The organism is Verrucosispora sp. WMMD1129 (assembly GCF_029581255.1).
GTDB classification, from domain to species: Bacteria; Actinomycetota; Actinomycetes; order Mycobacteriales; family Micromonosporaceae; genus Micromonospora; species Micromonospora sediminimaris.
The window spans coordinates 5774178-5799285 of record NZ_CP120741.1 but is presented as its reverse complement, the minus strand read 5'-3'; the positions used below and the strand labels follow the sequence as shown (position 1 = coordinate 5799285).

19 protein-coding genes are annotated in these 25108 nt (G+C 71.0%); 9 read left to right on the top strand and 10 right to left on the bottom strand.

Translation table 11 applies throughout. The features are described from left to right. Position 1: 1 nt before the first annotated feature. Genes O7624_RS26950 through O7624_RS26930 form a run of 5 tightly spaced genes read right to left on the bottom strand, consistent with a single transcriptional unit; the run spans position 2 to position 14438 of the window. Positions 2–751 carry an alpha/beta fold hydrolase gene (locus O7624_RS26950; RefSeq protein ID WP_282237778.1) on the bottom strand — a complete coding sequence of 250 codons (750 nt, stop codon included), beginning with the start codon at positions 749–751 and terminating at the stop codon, positions 2–4. Continuing rightward, complete coding sequence (locus tag O7624_RS26945; RefSeq protein ID WP_282237777.1) at positions 748–6423, bottom strand: non-ribosomal peptide synthetase; 5676 nt, start codon at positions 6421–6423, stop codon at positions 748–750. The genes O7624_RS26950 and O7624_RS26945 overlap by 4 nt, the downstream gene beginning before the upstream one ends. Further along, positions 6420–11876 (bottom strand): type I polyketide synthase, encoded by a 5457-nt coding sequence (locus O7624_RS26940; RefSeq protein ID WP_282237776.1) that lies wholly within the window; start codon positions 11874–11876, stop codon positions 6420–6422. Before O7624_RS26940 ends, O7624_RS26945 begins: the two co-directional genes overlap by 4 nt. Then, complete coding sequence (locus O7624_RS26935) at positions 11873–13126, bottom strand: non-ribosomal peptide synthetase (RefSeq protein ID WP_282237775.1); 1254 nt, start codon at positions 13124–13126, stop codon at positions 11873–11875. The genes O7624_RS26940 and O7624_RS26935 overlap by 4 nt, the downstream gene beginning before the upstream one ends. A gap of 25 nt (positions 13127–13151) precedes the next feature. After that, positions 13152–14438 (bottom strand): transposase, encoded by a 1287-nt coding sequence (locus O7624_RS26930; protein WP_282237774.1) that lies wholly within the window; start codon positions 14436–14438, stop codon positions 13152–13154. A 185-nt stretch (positions 14439–14623) separates the two neighbouring features. Here O7624_RS26930 and O7624_RS26925 point away from each other — a divergent pair, with 185 nt between their 5' ends. The 7 genes from O7624_RS26925 (at position 14624) to O7624_RS26895 (ending at position 19270) form a co-directional block, all read left to right on the top strand. Further along, positions 14624–15043 (top strand): hypothetical protein, encoded by a 420-nt coding sequence (locus tag O7624_RS26925; protein WP_282237773.1) that lies wholly within the window; start codon positions 14624–14626, stop codon positions 15041–15043. Beyond that, positions 15040–15483, top strand: a complete 444-nt coding sequence (locus O7624_RS26920) for a hypothetical protein (RefSeq protein ID WP_282237772.1) — start codon at positions 15040–15042, stop codon at positions 15481–15483. The genes O7624_RS26925 and O7624_RS26920 overlap by 4 nt, the downstream gene beginning before the upstream one ends. A gap of 96 nt (positions 15484–15579) precedes the next feature. Further along, complete coding sequence (locus O7624_RS26915; protein ID WP_282237771.1) at positions 15580–15909, top strand: hypothetical protein; 330 nt, start codon at positions 15580–15582, stop codon at positions 15907–15909. Positions 15910–15987: 78 nt separating this feature from the next. Continuing rightward, positions 15988–16110, top strand: a complete 123-nt coding sequence (locus tag O7624_RS26910) for a hypothetical protein (protein ID WP_282237770.1) — start codon at positions 15988–15990, stop codon at positions 16108–16110. 288 nt (positions 16111–16398) lie between these two features. Further along, positions 16399–17415: an NlpC/P60 family protein gene (locus tag O7624_RS26905; protein WP_282237769.1), complete on the top strand. Its 1017-nt coding sequence runs from the start codon at positions 16399–16401 to the stop codon at positions 17413–17415. Positions 17416–17483: 68 nt separating this feature from the next. Further along, a complete protein-coding gene (locus O7624_RS26900) occupies positions 17484–17750 on the top strand; it encodes a hypothetical protein (protein WP_204014696.1) in 267 nt (88 codons plus the stop codon). A 470-nt stretch (positions 17751–18220) separates the two neighbouring features. Further along, complete coding sequence (locus tag O7624_RS26895) at positions 18221–19270, top strand: methyltransferase domain-containing protein (RefSeq protein ID WP_282237768.1); 1050 nt, start codon at positions 18221–18223, stop codon at positions 19268–19270. A 180-nt stretch (positions 19271–19450) separates the two neighbouring features. Here the strand turns inward: O7624_RS26895 and O7624_RS26890 are convergent, their stop codons facing one another. Further along, a complete protein-coding gene (locus O7624_RS26890) occupies positions 19451–19807 on the bottom strand; it encodes a hypothetical protein (protein ID WP_282237767.1) in 357 nt (118 codons plus the stop codon). Between the two features lie 122 nt (positions 19808–19929). Between O7624_RS26890 and O7624_RS26885 the strand changes: the two genes are divergently transcribed. Beyond that, a complete protein-coding gene (locus tag O7624_RS26885; RefSeq protein WP_282237766.1) occupies positions 19930–20409 on the top strand; it encodes a barstar family protein in 480 nt (159 codons plus the stop codon). A 66-nt stretch (positions 20410–20475) separates the two neighbouring features. Here O7624_RS26885 and O7624_RS26880 read toward each other — a convergent pair whose 3' ends face one another. The 3 genes from O7624_RS26880 to O7624_RS26870 all read right to left on the bottom strand — a co-directional run bounded on the left by O7624_RS26880 (position 20476) and on the right by O7624_RS26870 (position 22935). Next, positions 20476–21003: a hypothetical protein gene (locus tag O7624_RS26880; RefSeq protein WP_282237765.1), complete on the bottom strand. Its 528-nt coding sequence runs from the start codon at positions 21001–21003 to the stop codon at positions 20476–20478. A gap of 224 nt (positions 21004–21227) precedes the next feature. Next, positions 21228–21713: a hypothetical protein gene (locus tag O7624_RS26875; RefSeq protein WP_282237764.1), complete on the bottom strand. Its 486-nt coding sequence runs from the start codon at positions 21711–21713 to the stop codon at positions 21228–21230. 364 nt (positions 21714–22077) lie between these two features. Continuing rightward, complete coding sequence (locus tag O7624_RS26870) at positions 22078–22935, bottom strand: hypothetical protein (protein WP_282237763.1); 858 nt, start codon at positions 22933–22935, stop codon at positions 22078–22080. A gap of 286 nt (positions 22936–23221) precedes the next feature. On the opposite strand from O7624_RS26870, the gene O7624_RS26865 reads away from it, so the two are divergent. Next, the gene (locus O7624_RS26865; protein WP_282237762.1) at positions 23222–24421 is read left to right on the top strand and encodes a hypothetical protein; all 1200 of its coding nucleotides are present in this window, start codon (positions 23222–23224) and stop codon (positions 24419–24421) included. On the opposite strand, the gene O7624_RS26860 is transcribed toward O7624_RS26865, so the two are convergent. After that, positions 24403–24993, bottom strand: coding sequence for a hypothetical protein (locus O7624_RS26860; RefSeq protein WP_282237761.1), 591 nt, complete (start codon positions 24991–24993; stop codon positions 24403–24405). The genes O7624_RS26865 and O7624_RS26860 overlap by 19 nt on opposite strands. Positions 24994–25108: the final 115 nt, after the last annotated feature.

The following is a 25108-nucleotide window of genomic DNA, read 5'->3' as shown; positions in this document are numbered from 1 at the left end:
GCTACCGAACCGGATGACGGACGGGGCCGACCCCGGCGGTGATCAACCGGATCAGCTCCGGCGCCAGCTCGTCGAGGAAGAAGTGGCCGGCGGGCAGCATCCGCAGCTGCACGCTCGTCGCGTGGTCACGCCAGCCCGCAAGGTCGGCCGGCTGGACGGTGCGGTCGTGGATGCCACCGAACACGGTGAGCGGAATGTCGAGCGGTGGCTCGTCCACGAGTTCGTAGGTCTCCAGCACGGCGAAGTCGGCGCGGATGATCGGCAGCGCCAGCGCCATCAGCTCCTCGTTGTCGAGCACCTCCGGCGGGGTGCCGTTGAACGAGCGCAGCCGGGCCTTCACCTCGGCGTCGCTGGCGTCGTGCACCGTGGACTCGTGGCGCCGTCCCGGGGCCGGCGAGGCGGACACGAACAGGTGTGCGGGCGCGGGGTGGCCGCGGCGGCGCTGCAGCCGGGCGAGCTCGAAGGCGAGCAGGCCACCCATGCTGTGGCCGAACAGCGCGTAGGGCCGGTCGAGCAACGGTTCGAGCGCATCGGCCAGTGCCCGGACCAGCGGTGCGAGCCGGCGGTACGGCTCCTCCCCCATCCGCACGCCGCGGCCGGGCAGCTCGACCGGGCACACCTCGACGTGACTGGGTGCCAGGTGGGCCCATGTCCGGTAGGCCGTCGCCGCTCCGCCGGCGTACGGAAGACACACCAGGCGGGTCGACGCGGCCGGCCGCGGACGGCGGGCCCAGAACCACTTCTCGCTCATCTCGGCTCCCCCGCCCCGTCGGCGCGCAGGACCCGTCCCAGCTCCTCGATCCGCCGGTCGGGGTCGGCCACCACCATCTCCAGCAGCCGGCCCCACTGGCGTCGCAGGCGACCCACCAGGCGCGCGTCGACGCGGTCGGCGGCATGCAGCCACAGGCCCCGCAGCACGCCGGCGTCCTCCATCACGATCAGGCCGAGGTCCACCTCCGCCGGCCGCAGGCCGGGCGGCACGTGCACGAAGACCCAGCCGTCGTCGGGTGACACCGGTTCGAGGCGTACGCCGCGCAGCACGGTCGGCGGCAGCGGCGCGTTGAGCAGGTTGAACCCCAGCCGCACCCGGTCGCGCGCGGCGGGCATCTCGCGCCGCAGCGGCTGCATCGGGACGGTGTGGTGGGCGTGCGCCTCGAGGGTTCGTTCCCGCACCCGCGCCGTCAGCTCGCGGAAGCTCGGGTCGCCCCCGAGGTCGGCGCGCACCACCAGGGAGTTGACCAGGTAGCCGATCAGGTTCTCGGCCTCCGGCCGGTCGCGGCCGGCCGTCGGGAAGCCGACCGCCAGGTCACGGCTGTCGGTGTACGCGGCCAGCAGCGCGTCGTACGCCGCCAGCAGCACCATGAACAGCGTGGCGTTCTCCCGGTTGGCCAGCGCCCGAAGGCCCGCAGTGAGCTCCGCGCCGAGCACGAAGTCGTGGCGGGACGCGGGCAGCGCCTCGTCGGCCGTCAGGTCCTCGACGACAAACGACGGCGTCGGGGGCAGGTCGGCCAGCCGGTCGCGCCAGTAGCGGGCCTGCCGGTCCCACGCGCCGGAGGCGTACTCCTGGCGCTGCCAGGCGGCGAAGTCGACGAACTGGACGGGCAACGGCGGCAGGCCCGGGTCCCGCCCGTCGGCGAACGCGTCGTACGCCACCGCCAGCTCACGCAGCAGCACCCCGTACGACCAGTTGTCGGTGACGGCGTGGTGGATGGCGAGCATGAGCACGCGGTCCCGGTCGTCCACCGTGATCAGCCGGGCCCGGACCAGCGGACCGTCGGCCAGCGGGAAGGGCAGATCCGCCTCCTCGTCCAGCACGCGCCGGACGGCGGGCAGTGGGTCCGCGGCGTCGGCCTCGTCGAGCCGTACCCGGGTCAGCGGCCAGAACCCCTCCTCGTCGATCACCTGCACCAGCCCCTCCGGCCGGGTGACCAGCCGAGTGCGCAGCGTCTCGTGCCGTCGCACCAGGTGATCGAGGGCCCGGCCCAGGGCGTCCTCGTCCAGCGGCCCGCGCAGGCGCGCGGCGGTCACCACCGTGTGGAAGGCGTCCTGCGGCGGGACCGGGAAGTCGACGCACAACTGCTCCTGGGCGAACGACAGCGGCAGGTCCCCGCCGCGGGGCACCGGTTCGACGGCCGTCGGCACGGCGGCCGGTACCGGACCCCGGGCGGTCAACCATCCGGCCAGCGTCGCGACTGTCGGATGCTCGAACAGATCCCGCAGCGACACGTCGACGCCGAGGCGGGCCCGCATCCGCGAGATGACCTGGGTGGCCAGCAACGAGTGGCCGCCCAGGTCGAAGAAGTCGTCGTGCACGCTGAGCCCGTCCACACGCAGCAGCTCACCCCAGATGTCGGCGAGCGCGCGCTGCAGGTCGTCGCGGGGCGGCTCGTACGGCGTGCGCAGGCTCGCGCGCAGCCGGTCGGGGGCGGGCAGCGCGCGGCGGTCGACCTTGTCGTTGGGCGTCAGCGGCAGCGCGTCCAGGAACACGTACACCGACGGGACCATGTACTCCGGCAGCCGTTCGGCGAGTGCGGCGCGCAGCCGCGGCTGAAGCTTGCGGGCACGCCGGGCGGCGGTGCCGTTGACATAGGCCGACAGCGGCCGGTCCGCAGGCGACGGCTGCGCCGCGGCGACCGGGTGGTCCGCGGCGCCGGGCCGGCGCAGCACGACATGGTAGGCGCCGTCCGGGCCGTGGTCGGACCAGTCCAGTTCGGCCCGGTAGCCGGCCGCCTCGGCGAAGCGGACCAGGTCCTCCGGGTCGACGCCACCGTTGGGCAGCACCCGGGCGTTCGGCACGCCCCGTACGGCGACGATGTCGCCGCCCAACTGCGCGCGCAACGCCCCCATGGAGGTCCACTCCTGCCAGGGGCACGGCACCGCAGCAACGGCCGCGCCGGCGGCCAGTACGACGTCGTACCGGAAGCGGGTGAGCTCGTTGTCGAACCCGCCGCGCTTGGGCTGCACGCGGACGTCGGCGATGCCGGGGATGCGGTCGCGCAGGGCCAGGAAGTAGCGCGGGTCGATGACCAGCTCCTCCTCCTCGGCCACCCGGCGGCGTACCCGCGCGGCGAGGATGTCCTCGGTGTCACCGGGCTCGGCCCGGTGGCGCTCGACCGAGGTGTGGAAGGCCTCGAGCAGCGGCAGGCTGCGGACGTCGCCGATCACCACGGCGCCGCCCGGGGCGAGCCGGCGCAGTGCCCCTTCGATCACCCGAGCCAGGTACTCCCCGTCCGGGAAGTACTGGACGACGGAGTTCAGCAGGACGACGTCGAAGAGCTGGTCCGGCAGCCGGTCGAGCTGGTCGGCGGCGCACTCGTGCAGCTGGACGTCGCCGGGATAGCGGGCGGAGCGCCGCAGCCGGTCCAGCGCGACGGTGGAGAAGTCGGTGCCCCAGTAGCGGCGGCAGTGCGGGGCCACGGCGTGCAGGATGAGGCCGGTTCCGCACCCGACGTCGAGCACCGAGCGCGGCGCGCGCTCCAGCACCAGCTCGGCGGTCCGGTCCACCCAGTCACGCATCTGCACCGCGGGGATGGGCTCACCGGTGTAGCTGCTGTTCCAGCCGCTGATATCGAACGTCGGGTCGACCTGCGGCGCCGCCTCGTCGTACGCGGAGTCCCAGATGCTGCGCCACTGGTCCAGCTCGTCCGGCTGCGCCGGCAGCTCGTCGGCCACGACGTACGCCACCAGGCGCTGGTCGCCGGGGGTGTCCTCGCGTACCAGCACGACCGCCTGCCGGACCGCCGGCTGCTGCGCCAACAGCGTCTCGATTTCACCCAGCTCGATGCGGAAACCGCGCAGTTTCACCTGGTGGTCCATCCGGCCGAGGAACTCCAGGCCGCCGTCGGCACGGCGCCGCACCAGGTCGCCGGTGCGGTAGAGCCGGTCACCCAGTCCGATCGGGAAGGGATGCCGAACGAACCGCTCAGCGGTCAGCTCGAGCCGGCCGAGGTAGCCGCGGGCCAGCCCCGCGCCGCCGATGTGCAGTTCACCGGGTACGCCGGGTGGCACCAGTCGGCTGTACGCGTCGAGGACGTGCAGTTCGGTGTTGGCGATCGGCTCGCCCAGCCGTACCCCGCCGGTGATCCGCGACACCGCCGACCAGATGGTGGTCTCGGTGGGGCCGTACATGTTCCACAGTTCCCCGCCGGCACCGGCCAGCCGCCGGGCCAGGTCCTCGGGCAGCGCCTCCCCGCCGCAGAGCATCCGGAACCCGGCCGGTGGCGTCCAGCCGGCGTCCAGCAGCAGCCGCCACGTCGAGGGCGTGGCCTGCATCAGGGTGGCCCCCGAGGCGATCAGCGCCGCCGCGAGCCGGGCGCCGTCGGCGGCCACCTCCCGGCTGACCAGGTGCACCCGCGCGCCGGTGGTGAGCGGCAGGAGCAGCTCCAGCATCGAGATGTCGAAACTGAGCGTGGTGACGGCGAGCAGGGTGTCCGCCGGGGTGATCCCCGGCAGCTCGCGCATCGAGCGCAGGAAGTTCGCCAGGGCCCGGTGCGGAATCTGCACACCCTTGGGTCGCCCCGTGGAGCCGGAGGTGTAGATCACGTAGGCCAGGTCGTCGCCGGCGACCTCGACGTCCGGCGCCGCCGTGTCCTCGGCCGCGAGCGCGTCCGCGTCCCCGTCGAGGCGGACCACCACGGCCGGTGGCTCCGGCAGCCGGTCGGCGAGGTCGCCCTCGGTGAGCAGGGTCTTGAGCCCCGAGTCGGCCATCATGAACGCGAGGCGTTCGACCGGGTACGTCGGATCGAGCGGGACGTACGCGCACCCGGCCTTGAGGGTGCCGAGCATCGCCACCAGCATCTGCGGGCTGCGCTCGGTGCAGATCCCGACCAGGTCCCCGGGCCCGGCGCCGAGCCGGCGCAGGTGGTGCGCGAGCTGGTTGGCCCGGCGGTCCAGCTCGGCGTAGGTCAGGCACCGGTCACCGCAGCGCAGCGCCTCGGCGTCGGGATCGGCCCGTACGCGGGCGGCGACCTCGAGGTGCGGCCAGGACAGGTCGGCCCACAGCCGGCGGGTGTCGTTGGGTTCGCGCGCCAGCCGGTGGCGTTCGTCCTCGCTCAGCAGGTCGAGCCGGGCGACCGGCTGGTCCGGCGCTGCGGTGGCGTGCTCGACCAGCCGGTGCAGCGCCCTGGACAGGTGCTCGATGGTGGCGCCGTCGAACAGGTCGGCGTTGTACTCGAACCAGCCGCCCAGCCCGTCGGGCCGGTCGAAGACCTGCAGCTCCAGGTCGAAACGCGCGGTCGTGCTGGCGACCGTGTACGGGCTGACCCGCAGCCCGCCGAGGTCCAGCGCCGGCACCTCGATGTTCTGGAAGACGAAGGAGACCTGGAACAGCGGTGACCGGGACAGGTCCCGCTGCGGGTGCAGCTCCTCGACGAGACGCTCGAACGGCAGGTCCTGGTGCGCGTACGCGCCGAGGCAGGCGGTCCGGACCCGGGACAGCAAATCACGGAAGGTGGGGTTTCCGGAGAGGTCCACGCGCAGCGCCAACGTGTTGACGAAGAAGCCGACCAGCCCCTCGATCTCCGGCCGGGTCCGGTTGGCGATCGGCGCGCCGATCACGACGTCGTCCTGACCGCTGTAGCGCGACAGCAGCGCGGTGAACGCGGCGAGCATCGTCATGAACGGCGTCGCGCCCTCCTGGCGGGTCAACGCGCGCAGCCGCTCGGTCAGCGGACCGGAAAGCCGGAACGGGGTGGACCCGCCCCGCGAGGTCTGCACCGGCGGTCGTGGCCGGTCGGTGGGCAGGTCGAGCACCGGCGGCGCGCCGTCCAGCGCCGCCGCCCAGTACGCGAGGTCGTCGGCGAGACCTGGGCCTTCGAGCTGCCGGCGCTGCCAGGCGGCGAAGTCGACGTACTCGATGGGCAGGTCCGGCAGCGGGGACGGGCGGCCGTCGCGCAGCGCCGGATAGAGGGTGACCAGCTCGCGTACGGTCACCGCCACCGACCAGAGGTCGGCGACGATGTGGTGCACGCTGAGCACGAGGATGTGCTCCCGCGGCGCCACCCGGAAGAACCGCACCCGCAGCAGCGGGCCGGTACCGAGGTCGAACGGCTTCCGCACCTCCTGCTGGACGAGGCGCTGCACGTCGTCGCCGGCGCAGTCGACCACCGCGAGGTCGGCCCGCCCGGTGGCCGCGACCCGCTGCACCGGCTCGCCGTCCACCTCGGCGAAGGTGGTACGCAGCGCGGCGTGCCGGCGCACGATCTCGTCGCAGCAACGCCGCCACACGTCCAGGTCGAGCGGCCCGTCGAGGCGCACCGCGATCGGCACGTTGTACGCGGCCCCGCCCGGCACGAGCTGCTCCAGGAACCACAGCCGCTGCTGCGGGAAGGAGAGCGGGAACTCGCGCGCCCGCGTACGCAGCCGCTCGGCCAGCAGCCGCCGCTTGTCGGCCGCGGAGAGGCCGTCAAGATCGGGCATGGTCATGCCTCGCTTCCCCCTTCGGCCGCCAGCAGCTCGCGCAGCATGGCGTCCACCTCGTCGTCGGAGAGCTCGTTCACGCCGTCGGCGATGGGTTCGATCGGCGCCGGCGCCGGCGTGTCCGCGGCGCCGGCCATCAGCCTGGACGTGTTCGCCACGGTGGGCTGGTCGAAGAAGTCGCGCAGGGTCAGGTCCACCCCGAACCGGGCACGCAGCTTCGTGCCGATCTGAACCGCGGCCAGGGAGTGGCCGCCCAGCGCGAAGAAGTCGTCGTGGCGGCCGATCCGGTCGATGCCGAGCGCGTCGCGCCAGATGGCGGCGATGTCCGCCTCGGCGCCCGGGGCGGGCTCCTCGTAGGGGACGTCGAGGTCGGGGCGGGGGTGCAGGACGGACGGTGCCGCCACCTCGGCCAGCTCGGCGGCCAGCCGGGCCGGGTCGATGGCCGCGGCCGCCCGCTGCGCCGCGGCCAGGTCGCGGGTCGAGACGACAAGCTGCTCGGGGCGCGGGTCGGTCGCCAGGATCCGGTCGAACAGGTCGGTCCCCTCGGCCACGGTCAGCCCACCGGTCGGGTCGGTCAGGGTGGCCAGGCCGGACGGTACGGGCTGCGGCGGGGCGGACGCGGCCCGCTCGACCTCGTCGCGCATCGCCGCCGGTTCGTGGATCCGCTTCATGACGAAGTCGCGCATCTGCACGAGCAGCCGGCCCTGCTCGTCGTGGACGTCGGCGTCGCAGGTGAGCGTCTCGCCGGACGAGTCGCCCTCCTTGACCCGGATGTGGCACACCATCCGGGTGGTCAGGCCCCGGACGAACCGCAGGCTGCCGTACCAGAACGGCAGGTAGTAGCCCTCGGCGGCGTACACCCGGGACGCGCCGCCGACCACGTCGAGCAGGGCCGGGTGCAGCAGGTAGGTGTCCAGGTCGCCGGCGTACCGCTCGGGCAGTTCGAGGTCGGCGACCATTCCCGAGGTGCCGACGTGGACGCGGCTGAGGCTACGCCACCGGCCGTGCACGGCGAACCGGATGAGCCCGCCCTCGGCGGCGAAGTCGAGGCGCAGCCGCCGGCGGAGCGCGGCCTCCCCCTCGATCACCTCCTGGACGTCGCAGGCGGCGAGCAGGTCAGCGGCAGCGCGCGGCGGCCGCCGCACCGGGTCGTGCAGCACGACCGTTCCGGTGCAGTGCTCCTGCCGTCCCGCGGCCCCCCGGCTGTGCACCCGGAACCTCAGCACGGCGTCGTCGCCGCGCTCGACGGTGGTGAGCATCTCGCGCTCCTGGTCGTCCGGGACGATCACCGGCGAGGTGAAGAGCACCTCCCGGAACTCGATCTCCCGGCCGTCGGCGTACGGCGCCACGGCGGCCCGGACCATCTCCAGGTAGGTGGTGCCCGGGACCAGCCCGTGCCCCTGCATCCGGTGCTCGTCGACGATCCAGCTGTCGGCCGTGCTGATGGTGGTGCGGAAGGTCTCGACCGTCGGGCTGCTGCGCAGTCGGCGTTGCAGCAGCGGATGGGCGACGGCCGTCCCGCCGGCCGGGTCGGCCGCCATCCCGGTGTCGCGCCAGGTGTCCCACGCGACGGCCGTCACCCCGTCGCGCGCGGCGGCGAAGGTGTCCAGGAAGGCGTTGGCGGCGCAGTAGTCCAGCTGGCCCGGCCCGCCGAGGATCGCGGTGCGCGAGGAGCAGAGCAGGAAGAAGTCGAGCGGGTCGCGGCCGCACACCGTGTCCAGGACCAGGGTGCCGCGCGTCTTGGCGGCGAGGACCGCGTCGGCGTCGGCCCGTGACTTCCCGGCGAGCAGACCGCTCGCCGGCAGCCCGGCCGCGTGGATGACGCCGGACAGCGCGCCGAAGCGGGACCGCAGCTCGTCGACCGCGCGGGTGGTCTGCGCGAGGTCCGTGACGTCGGCGGGCAGCACCACCGCACGGGCGCCGAGGCGGCGGAGCCCTTCCAGCCGGCGGATCCGGATGCTGGTGGCGTCGTCGGCGTCGTGCTCGGCCAGCCACTGCGACCAGGCCTCCTCGGGCGGGACGGGGGTCCGCCCGAGGAGGCCGATCGCCGGGGCCCGCACGGAACGGGCCAGGTGTTCGGCGAGCGCCAGGCCGATGCCGCCCAGGCCGCCGGTGATGAGGTAGACGCCGTGGTCGCGCAGCCGGCCGGTGGACGGGCCGGGGTCGAGGTCGACGGCGTCGAAGGTGCGGGTCCACCAGTGGCTGCCCCGCCGGGCCAGGACCGGCTCGGCGGGCGCCGACCGCAGGGCGTCGGCCAGCGACTCGACGCCCGTCCCGGTGAGGTCGAGCAGCCGGCAGGTGACGCCGGGGACCTCCTGCGGGACGACGGTGCACGGGCCGACCAGGGTGGCGTTCTCCGGTTGCAGGCGCTCGTCGCCGGTCACGCCGAACACGCCGCGGGTCAGCACGTCCAGGGTGAGCGCCAACTGGTCCGGCCGGTCGGCGAGCGCCTGCGCGAACGCCAGCACGCTGTGGAATCCGAGGGCCTCGGCGCGGTCCAGGTCGGTGCCGGGTTCCACGGCCAGGCTCCACAGGTGCACGACCCGGGTCGGCCGGCGGTCGCCGAGCGCGTCGAGGAGCCGCCGGTGGTCGTCGCGGTCGGTCGGGTCGACGGTGAAGGCGTCCGGGCCGTCCTGGGCGAAGCCGCTGCCCGCGCGGACGCGTACGACGGCGGGCAGCGACCCGGCGAGGGCCCGGCCCGCGGGCAGCTCCGCGCCGAGCAGCAGCCAGGGGCCGTCGTCGACGCCGGGGCGGCCCGGCTGCAACCGTCGCCAGCTCGGGCGGTAGGTCGGCGACGAGGCCGCCGGCGTGGCCGGGCCCGAGGTCTCCGGGCGGTCGGGCTCCACCCAGTAGCGGCGGCGCCGGAACGGGTACGAGGGAAGGCGTACCCGCCGGCGGCGGTCGGCCTCGCACACGGCGGACCAGTCGAGCGTGGCGCCCGCGGCCCAGATGGTGCCCAGCCCCTCCAGCAGGGCCTGCCGGTCGACCCGCTGCTCGCCGGGCCGGGGCATGGTGCCGGCCGCGACACGCTCCGCCGTCCAGCGGGGATGCCGCCGGGCGAAGGTGGTCAGCGAGTCGCCCGGGCCGACCTCGAGCAGGATCAGGTCGGGATCGGCGAGCAGGGTGCTCAGGTTGTCGGCGAAGCGCACGGTGGAGCGCAGGTGTGCGCCCCAGTACTGCGGGTCGGTGGCCTGGTCGTCCTCGAGCCACGTTCCGGTGCGGTTGGAACAGATTGGGATCGTCGGAGGGTGCAACGCGACCCCGCCGACCTCCGCGACGAACGGTGGCACCGCGTCCTCGACCAGCGCCGAGTGGAAGGCGTGCGAGGTGTGCAGCCGGCGGCAGCCGACGCCCCGGGTCTTGAGCTGCTGCTCCAGGTCGTCCACGGCGTCGCCCGGCCCAGAGGCGACGCACAGCGCGGCGCCGTTGACGGCGGCGAGGTCGAGCCGGTCGGAGAGCAGCTCCACGGTCTCGGCCTCGGGCAGGAAGACGGCCAGCATCGCGCCGTGCGGCGTGGCCTGCATGAGCCGGCCCCGCGCGGTGACCAGGGCGGCCGCGTCCTCGAGGCGGAACACGCCGGCGAGGCAGGCGGCGACGTACTCGCCGATGCTGTGGCCGGCCAGCGCGTGCGGCTCGACGCCGGCCGCGATCAGGGTACGGGCCAGGGCGTACTCGACGGCGAACAAGGCGGGCTGGGCGAGCTCGGTCTCGGTCAGGTCGGCCCGCGGCTCGCCGGCAGGGAACAGCGCCGCGCGTACTGCCGGGGGGAAGAGGTTGAGGCAGCGGTCCAGCTCGGACCGGAAGACCGGGTCCTCGTCGTACAGGTCGCGGGCCATGCCGGCGTACTGGGTGCCCTGTCCCGGGAAGAGGAAGGCCACCTTCACCGGCCGACCGGCGGTACCCGGCGTACCGGCGGCCCGGCGCAGCCGGCGTACCGCGTCAGCGCGGTCGACGGCCACCACCGCGCGCCGCCGCTCGAAGGCTCGGCGCCCGGTGGCCAGAGTGAAGGCCACGTCGGCCAGCTCGTCGTCGGGATGCGCCTCGAGGTGGTCGGCGAGCCGCTCGGCGGCCTGCGCGAGGGCGGCGTCGGTACGCGCCGACAGCGGCAGCAGCTGCCAGGGGCGGCCGGGCTCCGCCGGTACGGCCGGCGGACCCTCCTCCAGCACCACGTGGGCGTTGGTCCCGCCGATGCCGAACGAGCTCACCCCGGCCCGGCGCGGCTCGTCGGTACGGGGCCACGGCCGGTGCACGGCGTTCACGTGGAACGGACTCGTCTCCAGCGCCAGTTCCGGGTTGGGCCGGTCGTAGTGCAGGCTGGCCGGGATGGCCTCGTGCTTGAGAGCGAGGGTCGCCTTGATCAGGGCGGCCGCGCCGGCAGCCGCGTCCAGGTGGCCGATGTTGCTCTTCACCGAGCCGATCGCGCAGGAGCCACGGGTCGCGGCTTCCTCGCCGTAGGCGCGGGTGAGGCCGGCGATCTCGATCGGGTCACCGAGTGCCGTGCCGGTGCCGTGGGTCTCCACGTAGCCGACCGTCTCCGGCGCGACGCCGGCGACGCCGAGCGCCTCGGCGATCACCTCGGCCTGGCCGTCCGCGGACGGCGCGGTGTAGCCCACCTTGAGCGCGCCGTCGTTGTTCACCGCAGATCCGCGGATCACCGCGTCGATGATGTCGCCGTGCTGGCGCGCGTCGGCGAGCCGGCGCAGCACGACCAGGGCGACGCCGTTACCGATGACGGTGCCGCCGGCCGCGGCGTCGAACGGCCGGCAGTGCCCGTCCGCGGACAGGATGCCGCCGGGCTCGTACTGGTATCCGTTACGCAGCGGGACGTTCACCGACACCCCGCCGGCCAGGATGATGTCGGACTCCCCGGACAGCAGGCTCTGGCAGGCGAGGTGAACCGCCACCAGCGAGGTGGAACAGGCGGTCTGCACGGTGATGGCGGGCCCGCGCAGCCCGAGCTTGTACGCGGCCCGGGTGGCGAGGAAGTCCTTGTCGTTGGCGAGCTGGGTCTGGTACGGGCCGAGCGCCTCGATCACGCCGCGGTTGGCCATCAGATTGTACAGGAGGTAGGTGTTCAGGCTGGCGCCGGCGAAGACGCCGATCCGGCCGGGGAACGCCTGCGGGTCGTAGCCGGCCGACTCCAGCGCCTCCCAGGCGCACTCCAGCAGGACCCGATGCTGGGGATCCATCAGCTCCGCCTCGCGGGGGCTGTATCCGAAGAAGCCGGCGTCGAAGGTGTCGGCGCCGTCGAGGACCCCCTTGGCGCGTACGTAACCGGGCCGGCTCACCAGCGCGGGGTCGACCCCGGCCGCGCGCAGCTCGTCCGCCGAGAAGGCGGAGATGCCCTCCTTCCCGGCCACCAGGTTCGCCCAGAAGGCCTCCACGTCGGCGGCCTGCGGGAAGCGTCCCGCCATGCCGATGACGGCCACCTGGGACAGGTCGTCGATCGAGTCGCTCACTGGTCACTCCCCTGTGGATTCGGTACGGATCTTGCGCGGCGCGCGGCGCTCCGGCGGCGTTCCGCCAGCGCCGCCCGCCTGCCGGCCACCCGCTCGCGGGCGGCGGTCAGCGGATCGGCGGCCGGGGCGGCCGCCAGGTGCTCGGCCAGCGCGCGCACGGTCGGATGCTGGAACAGCTCGACGAGCGTGACCGGCCGGCCGATGGTGTCCTGCAGCGCGCCGCGCAGCTCCGCCATCAGCAGCGAGTGGCCGCCCAGCTCGAAGAAGTTGTCATGCACACCCACCTGCTCGATGCCGAGCAGCCGGCTCCACGCCGCGGCGACGGTCCGCTCCAGATCGTCACGCGGGGCCTCGTACGGGCTGGCCAGGTCGGGCCGCGACAGCTCCGGCTCGGGCAGCGCCGAGCGGTCCACCTTCCCGTTCGGTAGCAGCGGGAACGCCGGCAGCGTGACGAAGACGGCCGGCACCATGTAGTCGGGCAGCCGCTGCCGCAGGTGGGCGATGAGGGTGCCGGCGGCGGGCGGCTCGTCGCCGGACAGGTAGGCCACCAGCCGTTGGTCACCACCGTACGGCCGGGCGGTGACGATGGCGTCGCGAACGGCCGGGTGGTCGGTGAGCGTCTGCTCGATCTCGCCCAGCTCGATGCGGTGACCGCGGAGCTTCACCTGGTGGTCGAGGCGGCCCAGGTACTCGACGGCGCCGTCGTCGCGGAACCGCGCCAGGTCGCCCGTGCGGTAGAGGCGCTGACCGAGGGCCGGGTCGAACGAGTGCTCGACGAACCGCTCCGCGGTCAGGTCCGGTCGGTTGAGGTAGCCCCGGGCCAGGTTCCGCCCGCCGATGCAGAGTTCACCGGCCACGCCGGCCGGTACCGGCTGCAACAGCTGGTCGAGCACGTGGATGCGGGTGTTGGCGATGGCGTGGCCGATCGGCACCGGCCTCGGGTCGCCGTCGCGGCGGCACGCCCAGGCGGTGACGTCGACGGCCGCCTCGGTCGGGCCGTACAGGTTGTGCAGCTCGGCCGTCGAGACGGCGAAGAACCGCTCCTGCAGCTCACGCGGCAGGGCCTCGCCGCTGCACAGCACCCGGCGCAGGCCGGGACAGTCCGCCACCCCGTCCTCGGCCAGGAAGACCCGCAGCATCGACGGGACGAAGTGCACGGTGGTGATGCGCTCGCGGCGGATGGTCTCGACCAGGTAGCGGGCGTCGCGGTGGCCGCCCGGCTCGGCCATCACCAGGCAGGCGCCGGTCATCAGACACCCTTTGTCAACCCCCGGGTCAAGCAGCGAGTTTCGAGGGCTGGTTGACCCGGCCGAGTGCGCGGTTGCGGTTGGCGACGTGGACGTTCTCGTCGTAGGGGGTGTTCTTGGTCAGGCAGTGCCACAGGACCTCCAGCCAGCGGTTGCCCAGCGCTCGCAGTGCGGCGTGGTGCTTTCTTCCTCGACTACGTTGCGTGTCGTAGAACTCCCGGGCCCAGCCGGAGGTGCGCAGGCTGGTGAAGGCCCACTGCTGTACGGCGTCGGCGAGGTAGCGGTTGCAGGCCAGCCGGGACGCGACGACGAGCTCGCTCTTGCCGGAGCGGCGGGTGACCGGGGCCTTGCCGGCGTAGCATTGCAGCGCGTTCGGTGTGTCGAACTGTCCGATCGCGTCGCCGATTTCACCGGCGATCCTGGTGGCGAGTCGATCTCCGAGCCCTGGAAAGCTGAGGTAGATCTCGCCGCCAGGAACCGCCGGCCCCCGGTTATCACCGGGCTGTTTGGCGCGTCCTCGACGCCGGTCGCCCAGCAGCAGTTCGCCCATGCGTCGGTGCCAGCTGCGGCGTTGCTCGCGCAGCAGCAACAACTGGGCGCAGGCCAGCCGGATGGTGTCGGCCTTGGCGCGGATGAGGTAGTCGCGGGGCTGGAAGTGATCACCGGTCAGGGCCTGGGTGACCCGGTCGGCGAGCCGGTGCGGCCAACCATGCTTGGCCGCCCGGGCGAGGGCCTCGACCTCGTCGTGGCTGGCGGCGGCCAACTCGTCGGCGGTGGGCCAGCGTTGCAGCAGCTTGAGCACCACCGGGCTCCCCAGATCGTCACCGGCGATGGCCAGCGCGGCCGGAAACACCGCGGCCAGGTCGGCGCGCAGCCGGTTGAGCAACCTGCGTTCGTCACGGCAGGCCCGGATGTCGTCGCGGGCGATAGCGCGCAGTTCTCCGGCCAGTTCCCCGTGCGGGATCAAGGCCCGCAGATCGCTGTACTGGTCCAACGCGAGCAGGCAGGCGATCCGCGCATCCTCGGCGTCGTCCTTCTTACGCGCCGGCCCACGCCGGCGGGCCACCAGGTCCGGGTTGACCGGCAACACCGTGTACCCGGCGTCGACCAGGGCCTCGACCAGCAGCCCATGCCGGGTCTCGATGACCACCCGCACCTCGGCCGGGTCCGGCTCCAACCCGGCGATCCGCGCCACCAGCGCCGCCACCGCAGCCGGAGTGTGTTCCACCCGGGCCACCTCGACCACACCCTCACCCGGACGGCCCACCGCGACCAGATGGAACTCCTCCGCCCAGTCGATACCGACCCCCAGCATCGCACCACCCCTTCACATCGTGACTGTGCGTACAGACCGAAGGCGCGGCGCCGTGCTGATGGACCAGTCCTCGCGGGACGACACCCTTGTGGGCGTCGGGCCTCCAAGGCCACCCTCCCGGGACGCCGTCTCATATCAGTCCTCAAGGGACAAGCGGCCAAAGCGTTCCCGGAAGGGGACCTCTGATGAACGAAGGTAATGCCATCAGCGGCCACATCCGCCACCCCCGCGACCTACGGCAGTCGGTGTGCGGACTCCTTGCCGCCGACGTGCAGCGGTGGGAGACCGAGGACCCACCGCGCATCGATGACACCTGCGAGGACTGCTACACCCTGCTCCCCGAGGCCCAGCGACCCGATGACGCCAACCACCCACCCGGAGACGCCACGCTCATCGACACCCTGCAACGCATCGTCGCCGACCGCCAGCACGCCAAGATCGACGGCGTGATCGTGGACGTGTGGTCCGCCGCCGTCACCGTCCTCATCTGGGACCAGCTTCGTGACGACAAACGACAGCGGCTGCTGACCCTGCCCTCACACGAGCTGATCCTGCGCTGCGTCGCGATCTACACCCACCTCACCAACAACGGACGCGGCACATGACTCGCCCCCGACAGCCGCAGTGGTTCCACTTCGGGCCCTGGGTGTTCTCCATCGACGCCGCACAGGCGTTGATCGCCACCACGCCCCGCGACACCCGGCCCCTCGATGTCGCGACGTGGGCGACCGCGTACGGCCTGACCCGGCTCGACGACCCGCACCAGCGGGCGGTCAGCCTCATCGGCCCGACCAGCACCGCACTCGACCGGGCCTACGCCATGACCACCGACCTGACCACACCCGTGATCGTCGCCCAACTCGACATCAGCGGGCCCCCACCCGCCCCGCTGCTCATCGACGGAACCCACCGCCTCTACCGCGCCTGGCGCGAGCACCTACCGCGGCTGCCCGCCCATCTGCTCACCGTCGAGGAGACCCGCCAGGTCCAGGACAACGTCCTCCTGCGACCCTGCCGCACCTCCATCACCCCGCCGCCGAACTGAGCGACGGGCTGACCACTCCACCACCGCGTACACCCGGAAGCTGCCCACCGCCGGCGGCGACCGAGGCGTGCGCGCGTAGACGTTCGGAGGAACCCGATGGCCTACATCCCGCCGTGGCAGCGGCTCTGCGACTGCCGCTGCCTCGTCCACCACCAGCAGCCGCGCACCACCTACACCGACCCCGACTGCGCCTGCACCATCACCTGCACCACCCAACCCCTCACCCTCCTAGCCGACCGGTGGGGCTGCGCCCTCTTCCTCGACCACGCCGGCGACCTCTGGCACGTGCCCGCCGTGACCCACGGCACCTTCGACTGGGCCTACGCCGCCGAAATCGACAGCCGGCACGACCACTACAACGCCAGCCGCACCATCGAGCATCTGCTCCGCCAAGCCGCCGACGTGCTGCGCACCTCCACTGCCTGACCACAACCCGTACGGTGGGCCGCCCGCGTCGGCGGCCCACCGTCCCCTTTTCGTGCTTCACGATCCGGGCAGACAGCGGTGAACCGCCGCGCCTACGAGCGCACCTGCGACTGCACCTGCCCCACCCACCACGGCCAGCGCTGCCTCGCCGCAAACGACCGCACCTGCCAGCGTCTGGCCACCGGTCCGGCCAGCCGATGACCCTGCTCGCCCCGGCAGGTCACCGGCGCCCTGTTCCTCACCGTCCCCGCCACCAGCTGGTCGGTGCCCACCTGGGGAGCGCGGTCACTGGAGCTGGCGCCCTGCCGCACCGACCCGATCGGCAATCCCTGTTCGAAGCCACCGACCTGATCGCCGGACTGCTCCGCACGGCCCCCGCCAGGCTGCTGCCGCTCATCGATCACCGGCACCCCACAGGAGCAGGCCGTTCCCGCCGGCCGCGCACTCGCGGCACCGGCCCTTTTTCGTCTTCACCGGAGGGCAACGTCCATGATCAGAATCATCATCGGAGTCGTCGCCGTGGTCATCGTCGCCTGCTTCGGCCTACCCGTACTCCTGCTCTCGGCCGCCACCGGTGGCGGTCCCGGCGGATGCGGTGCCGCCGCCATACCCGCCTCACGGCTCACCGGTCCCCCACCCGGCGGGTGGGACACCGAGCAGCTCGACATCGCCGCGACCATCATCGACGTCGGCGTCGCCAAAGGCGTACCCCGCTGGGGCTGGGTCATCGCCCTCGCCACCGCCATGCAGGAATCCGGCCTACGGAACCTGCCGCACCTCGGCGACCGCAACGACCACGACTCCATCGGCGTGTTCCAACAACGCCCCAGCCAAGGCTGGAGCACCACCACCCACCTGTCGAACCCCGCCCACCAAGCCGCACAGTTCTACGACAAGCTCCTCACCGTCCCCGGATGGGAGTCCATGCCGCTCAGCCACACCGCCCAGACGGTCCAGGTCTCCGCCTTCCCGCACGCCTACGCCACATGGACCGACGACGCGCTGCACCTGGTGGAGCACCTGGCCGGCACCCTCACCACCTGCGCCACCGACGCACTCGGTCCCCTACCCGACCAGTTCACGCTACCCACGGACACCCCACCCGCCGTCACGACCGCCATCGGCTGGGCCATGCACCAGATCGGCACCCCATACCACTTCGGCGGCTCCTGCACCAACCCGCACTCCGGCGACCCAGCCCAGCAGTGCGACTGCTCATCGCTGACGCAGGCCGCCTACCGGGCAGCCGGCATCACCATCCCACGCGTCACCACCGACCAAGCCCACACCGGCCACCAGGTCACCGACCCCGCACTCCTGCTGCCCGGCGACCTCATCCTCATCCCCGGCAGCCACGGCAGCATGACCAACCCACGCCACGTCGGCATGTACCTCGGTGACGGACTCATCATCCACGCACCCCGCACCGGCGCCACCGTCACGATCATCCGCATCGACGGCTGGGCCAACCAGATCGCCACCATCCGACGAATCATCACCTGGTGACCGCGAGAACGCGTATCCCTCGGAAACCTGGTGCCAAGATTCGGATCGAAGCTGGGACACTCACCATCATGAAGCCACCGCTGTGCCTCGTCTGCGGATCAACCGACCGAGCAACACAATTCACCGTGGTGCACTTCGCCATCAACGACCAAGAGAAAGCAGCATTCGCCAGACGCGAAGCCGCACACTGGGTCGGCCACCCGGAAAACGCCTACTGGTTCTGCGCCGAACACCTCCACTTCGGCACCGAACGCCAGTCGATGCACTGGCGCGACGCCGTCGCCGACATCCTCGCCGTCACCGACAACTACCCCCGCCGCCCACCCGGACCGTAACCACCACCGCCTCGAACGCGCCGACACCAAAGGGCGGCCCCGGACCACGGGATCGGGCGCCACGCACGTCCAGCCCCGCTGTCGGCGCCAGTCCGACGACCACACGAGTCGTACCGGACCTGTGATCCATCCCGACGCGGACGGTGACATCCCCGCCGGCCGGATCGACGCTCGCAGTGGCACCGTCTGCAAGGAGGAGGCACCACCCAGGTCACGTCCGCGCCGACGGCGTATCCGGCGTTCACCCACCTGTTCGGAGGCGGCCTCGATGCTTGCGCGGCGGACTTTCGGAGCAGCTCGGGCTGCGGCTAGCGTCTTTTCAGACGATGACGACGGCTGGGCCATGAGTTGATCCGCCGCTATGGCACCGCCCACGTCGCGAGGGCACGTCACGGAGGGCGTATCACGCCGCCTGCTGTGCTCGATCTCGTCAACGCCCCCGCCGGAAGGAATGGGAGTAGTGCAGGACGGTGGACCTCGCAGTCGTATTCCGCGCTGTGCCCGAGCACTACTACATCCACAACGAGCACCGCGGTGAGACTCTGCACCGCTCCGCCTCCGAGTCGATCCACCGGGAGCTGATCGCCCTCGACGTCATTGAGGGCGCTCGCGTGCTGGAGATCGGCACCGGAACCGGATACTCCGGCGCGCTACTGGCCGCCTTGGCCGGAGCATCCGGTCGCGTAACCAGTATCGACATCAACGAGCACCTGATCAGCTGGGCCGACCGGCTACACCGCCAACGCGGACTGACCACCATCACCTGCCACGTCGTCGACGGTATGGCCGGCTACCCGCCGCACGCCCCCTACCAGCGGTTGGTGGCGTGGTGCACCCCACCGCGGCTACCACGCGCGTGGGTGGACCAACTGACCCCCGACGGCCGAATCGTGACCTGCCTACCCATCGCCGCGCAGCCATCCACCACCATGATCACGACCATCAGCCTGTCGGCAGGACAACCACGCGTCGACGCAATGACCTTCGGCGGCTACGCCCAGAGCACCGCCAGCCCGGTAGAAGACGCGCTGACCGTCCCTGGCCGTTGGGTGGATTACATCCACCAACAGCCGGCACCCGCGTGGATCTCCATAGGCTGGCGCGACCGCGACGACCAACAGCACACCGGCGCCCGGGCAGCACTGCGTCTGCTACTGAATCCCGAGCACACCGAAACCTACGCCGGATCACCGCTGGACTGGCTGTCGTGGACGGCCTACTCGGTCGTCGCCGCCGGCGACAACCGCAGCGTCGCCGCTCTCCACAACGGCGTACGCGGCATCGGCCACACGACCGCCTCCTCAGCGGCCATGATCCTCACCAACTCCACCATCATCGCCGACGGCCCACGATCCCCATCCCTGGCCGCATTGCGGAGCTGGCTCGACCGGTGGGAGCACGCCGGCCGGCCCGCCGCCACCTCGTACAGGCCCATGCTCACGCCGAACGACGACATTGACCTCCCCGGCTGGGATCTCACTATCGCTTCCGGAACTCCGCCGACCGTTGACCGCCGCTGACACCGCCCGCCCCCACCATCACGGATGTCCGTCAGTGATGGCCTGGTCCGCTCCCGCTCAGATCCGGCCGATGCGTTCCTGGGCGATCGGATAGCCGGCCCTCGCAAAGGTGGCGACCATGGGGAAGTTGGTCTGGTCCGCGCCGGCCACGATGTGCTCCGCCCTCGGCACGCCGCTTCGTTATTGACCGTACGAGCGACGCAGCCGTCCGTTGATGAGGACGTTGAGCCGGAACCGCATGTGCCCGATCTTGCTGACCGTCGGCTCCGGTCCCGGGGTCAGCAGCGTCCAGCGCAGCCGACTTTCATAACCATCCTGCTCGATATCGAACCGGATCCGTTCGTCGAGCCTGTCCGCCCAAAGAGACGACCAGACCACAAGACGCGGTTCAAGGCTATCCAGGATTTGTGGGTCGACCTCGTCATCAAGCAGGTCCAACCATTGCCGAGCCCTGGGATCGCGAGGTCGGATCAGCGATGCCCAGACAACTCGGGGAGGCGCCGGCTGGGACCGCATTCGGCTACCCAGCTCGATCACAGGACCGAGCGTACCGGCCCTACTGTTCCAACCGAAGCGCACGCGTGGCGGGAGCTCCGGACGTAGGTGACACCATGGGGCCGCGATAGCTGGGGAGGACGTCGCTTGAGGTGGACAGGAGGATGACGGACGACGCGTGGCACGGCTTGAGTGATCCGCTCGTGGTCTGCTCACGCGGCTCCGTGGTGGAGTTGGCGGCGGTGTTACCAGCGTCCGGCAGGTTCGTGGTCGCCCGCCTTGACGGTACGAGGATGGCGGATGCCGACCATGTCTTCTACGACTTCTCGGACGCGTTGTTCTTCCCCAGCTACTTCGGCTGGAACTGGAACGCCATGTCCGACTGCCTCCGAGATCTGCGCTGGCTGCCGGCGGACGGCTACCTGGTGATCGTCGACAACGCAACCCAGTTGTTGTCGGACAGCGTCCAGGACCGGCACACGCTCTTCCGTGTCCTCGCCCGGGCAGTTCGCCACTGGGCCAGCCCGCTCGGCCGACCGCAGGGGCAGGTCGCTCCGTTCATGGTGTTGCTGCTGGTCGACGGCGACGAAGAGGCGGTGCAACTACGGCAGGACATCACGCAGGCACTTTACGGTGGGCACTGAAGTCCGAACCGCACCCGGCGTCCGGCATCCGCTGCTTGCGGCGAAGGATATGCCGGCCTGAAGGGTTCAGCCGCGGCTGGCGTACAGGTAGACGGTGACTGCATCGGGTGCGTCGAGGTCGACCAGGAGCGCTCGGCGGGTGCCGTCTGCAAGTGGCTGCTCCTCATCGAGGCCGGCGATGGTCTTGGCGGTTTCGGGGTCCCATGTGTTGCCGCCACCGATGTTGTGCGTGGCGTCGACTGCCCGAAGCCCTGGTGCGAGAGCCGTCGTGAAATTCGCCGTGGCGACGAAGGCGTCGAGTTCCGTGCGGGGTATGCGGAACTTGGCCGAGAGCTGGGTTTCCAGGCCATTGCGATACACCGCGACCAGCAGCACGCTGCCGGGCGGCAGGGTCACCTGAGCGATGGCTTCCACCTGGGCCGCGCTGGCGACCTGCGGCCCGGACTGCACTGGGAGCAGGTCTATGCTGTTGCTGCCGACGGACAGTCCCACCACGCCGCACGCGATCAGCGACAGAAGCAGACTCACGCACGCGCACACGAGGGCAACCGTGCCTCTCCGATTACGCGTCCTCGGCGCAGCGGCCTCGATCATGGCCAACACGATACGGCGCACGCCCATCGGCCACGTCCGGACCGGAACCAGGACCGGCTCGGCGGGACACTGCACAGCGGCGGCTCGCAGGCATGAGCCGACGAGCCGATCTCACGATGGACAGCGCGGTCAAGGGGCCTTGTCTCGGTGGTCGAGCCGTACGTAACGCAGCGCACCGGGCGCGGCAGATGACGATGCTCAGCGATAGATCGCAGCGGGATGGATCAGCCGCGTGCCTGACTGATCAGCGCCTGTCTGAGCGCGTTGAGCAGACCTTGACTGAAGGAGCTGTCCGCGTTCGGCGTAACGAGAGTGACCAGCGACAGCCCGGCGGTGACCACCGTCGCCGGATAGGGCTCGAAGCCAAATCCTCCTGGTCCGTAGGGATCTTCATTGAGCTGAATCTCGACCGTCGGCTGGCTGGAGGGCTGGTAGAGCACGGCGAACGGTCCTTCGGCGTACTCCATGAGGGAGTACCCGAGATCGTCCCAACGCCGCTCCATCTCCGCATCGCGCGCGACGTACACCTCACCTGCGCCAGCCGGTACCTGCGCCCGCGTCGTCCGCCACGGAAGAAAGGGCCCGACGTGGTCCCCGCCCAGGGCGACCACCATATTCGGCCATCTGCCGTGCAGATCGTCCAGCATCACTCGAATGCCAGCGTCGACCGGCGCGGCCGTGATGAGGACCGTGTCATATCCCGTGATCATCAAGCTCCGCTCTACTACGGATCCATCCGCTGCAGCCAGCGAACTTACCGCTCGATCAGCGGACACCGGGCGGTAGCGGGCAGGATGCTGCTGGCTATTCGCCCCTTGGCCATGTGACGGCGTACGTGCTCGAATGATGATTCCCGTCACCTCCCGTTAGGAGGCTCAGGCTGACCCTGATCATCTGCGCTCTCGCGACCGAAGCAGCCACCACGCTTCACCTGACGCCCAGGCCATCCGTCGCATACAGCCATCCTCGGTCGCCTTTCCGTAGACATGCAGGCCGGACCGGCTTGAGCAGGTTCGGACGTCACCGGACGCGGATCATGTCCGCCTTGGTAGTGCTGGTTTGGCACTGTTCCGGTCAGATGGACAGGACGTGCTCGACGAGGTCCGGACAGTGGGTCTTCCAGTTCAGCGCCGGGCCCTTGCGCATGAGGTCCAGGTTGAGCCTGCGGGCAGCCTTGATGATTCCTGGGTGGGTGAGCGCGTCGTGGACGGATCGTATCGACGTGAAGTGCAGTCCCAGCACCCCGGGGCGGATCCGGTAGCAGGCCTCGACCGTGTTCATCCACGCCAGTCCGAGGCGAGTACGAAGGTGCGATCTTGCGGCAGCCCGATCGATATTCATGCAGAGGCGCAGATCCTGCGGAGTGTGTCTGTCGTGGTAGACGTACAGGGTCTCCAGAGCGTGCACCGAGACGGTGAGCAGGCGCGGGTAGGTGGCGACGTTGGTAGCCGGGAGCGCGCTGATCGTCCAGTAGCTCAGCTCCGTCAGCTCCGGCACCGGTACCATGGCGCGCAGGTAGGTGCCCACCAGGCGGGCCAACTCGTCGGTGAACCGCGGATCGGCCGTCAGCCGAGTGAAGCGATGTCGACCCCGGTGGTGTAGGACGGGATCGTGTGGCCGGCTACCGAGGCGAACTATCCGCGGCTTGTGGTCAATCAGCCAGCGTCGCTGCTCCGCTGGCGGTAGGAGAACGTCCAGTTCGCTGACACCGAGCCGACCCGCGGTGTGTACGACATTGCGCAGCTGCACCCCGGCTGCCTCGCGCCGGCGGATCTGATCACGCTCCGCCTCGTCGAGCTGGCTACGGTTGACGCGTTGGAAGGCGATCTCGACGATGTCCGACCAAGTCCGGCGGTGGGCGCAGAACCGTGTCACCACATCTACAGCCTGCCCCACGTAGCGCTGGCCGTCGGCGAAGGTCAACTCGTACACCCCGCACCGGCCACGTGCCTTGGGCAGTAGGTGAGCGATCGAGTTCAGCCCGCCTACCTCCAGCCGAACTACTTAAACGCCGTCCACGCTGGACGACAGTAAGCCATAGGTGATCAGCCACGGTACAAGGCAGCCCTGCAGGCCACCGCACCCGGCTGCGCCAGCGCCTTCCCGACAGCACGCGGACGGCGGCATGTGCGGATGCGCATGCGCGACGGGCCGGAGATCGGTCGTTGGGTGGCCGATCGTGTTTGCGTCGCGGCGGTTGCTTGTTCACGCTTGCCGGGTGGCTGATCTGGACATCTTTGTGGACGTGATCGTCAGTGGCGCCGTGGTCGGAGTGGGCCTGATCGACTCGCCGGACGGCGTAGCTCACGCGATCGGTACTGACTTCGTCGAGGACTGCGGCCATGCGGTGATGCGGCGCGACTACGGCCTGGTGGAGTTCTTTTGGGCGCGTCGGTCCGGATCCGATCCCTGGCATGCGACGGGCTTCACCGTGCAAGTGCACCGCTTGGCGTCCCTCGACGTCACCGGGAGCCTCATCCGACGGTACGGGCCGTTCGGTCGACACCTGGGGTTCGCGCGCCTGAACGCCGAATTGGAGCGGCTCGGCTATCGACTCGACGAGATCACTCAAGCGTCTGATGCCGGCTTCCGGCGTTACTGGCTTGCCGAGTCGCGGGTGTCCCTCGTGGTCGCCCCCACTCCAGGCGGGGAGGTGACCGACGTTGGCGACGTCTGGTCGATCAGTGGGCGGCAACCTCCCGAGGCCGTGGCGGCCGCGGGTCTCGGAGCGCAGCGTCAGGCCATCACCGATGGGCTGGCTCATCTGCTACGGCTCGGCGACAACCAGCGTAGGGACTGGCTGGACCGCCGCCAGCCGGCAACGAGCGCACGGGTCAACTGGTGGCTGTATCTGCTGCTGGTCATCGACCAACTCCTTGGCGACCAACCACGTCGGCGGGCCGACTGGGTGGAGCTGAAGCTATGGCTACTGCGCCAGGGACAGGCCCGCGGTGTCCTCACCCGAGCCGAAAGCGCCGAGAAGGTGGCCTACTTCGCGGCTGACATGCGACGCGCGGGAGCCGAGTTACCGGATCTGCTGCCATCCGCTGATGACATCGTCCGGGCCTGCCTTGACGCCATCCCGGTTGGTCGGGACCAAGTGCCCATGCTCGGCGCCCGCCGAGACCTGCACAGACTTGACCGCACCCAGATGCGCCTGTCTCGCCTTGCGAGAAACCTGGTCAATGCTGCTCAATGGCACCTGGACGAGGTCCAGGATGAACGGCTCGCCGACCAGCTCCGCGAATGGATCGCGGTCAAGCCCAGCCTCGTGTATAAGCCCGCATCGCCGCGCGGCCAGCACCACCCCTGCCTCGGCCCAACGCACGCTCATCGGCACGAACGCGCCTGTCGCCGCCGTTCCTCCGTCACGCGCTGTGACGCCCGGTCGGCGGCAGATCAGTGCGCAGCGGCGTAATGGCGCGCTGCGAGCTGGAGGGCGGCAGCGAGGGTCTCCCCGGGATAGTCCGCGAGGCGTATGTACCTGCTGCGGTAGTAACAGGCCCAATATCTGGCCACCCGCTGGCGGACGAGGCGAAAGTCCGTCGGGTTGTCGGCAATGAACTGTCCGTAAACAGTCTGCTGAGTGGTCCCGACGACGCCCACCGCGGTCAACTCCCGCCGGATAGCAAGGATGATTTGCAGCACGTACTCCCCGACGAGTTGCACCACATATGGCACCACCCAAGGCTCCGTGGACCCGATGACCTGCTCCAAGTGCGCTTGTCGCACGAGCCCGTCATGGTGCCGGGTGAAGATGCATCCCAGGACCAGCTGTTGGTGAACCGTCAGGTCTCGCAGGACATCGGCGTCCGGTACGGGGTAGTACACCCGGTACGGGATGAGCAGCGCTTCTCCGCCAACGCGTACCGGAAACGGGGCCGCATGACTCAACTCCGGTGGACGCAGCACCTGCTGGACGGCCCGAACCTGCGCGGCCAGCACTTCGGGGAATGCCGACGTCAGCGCAGCGACCGGCAACTCCGACACCCCCACCACAGTAGTCGTACCGAGGACAAAGGCCGATGATCCCGGTCAAGCTCCGTTGTCCGTGGTCGCAGAGACGTCCGCCGGAACACCGTCAGCGCAGACAGCGCGGCCGGTC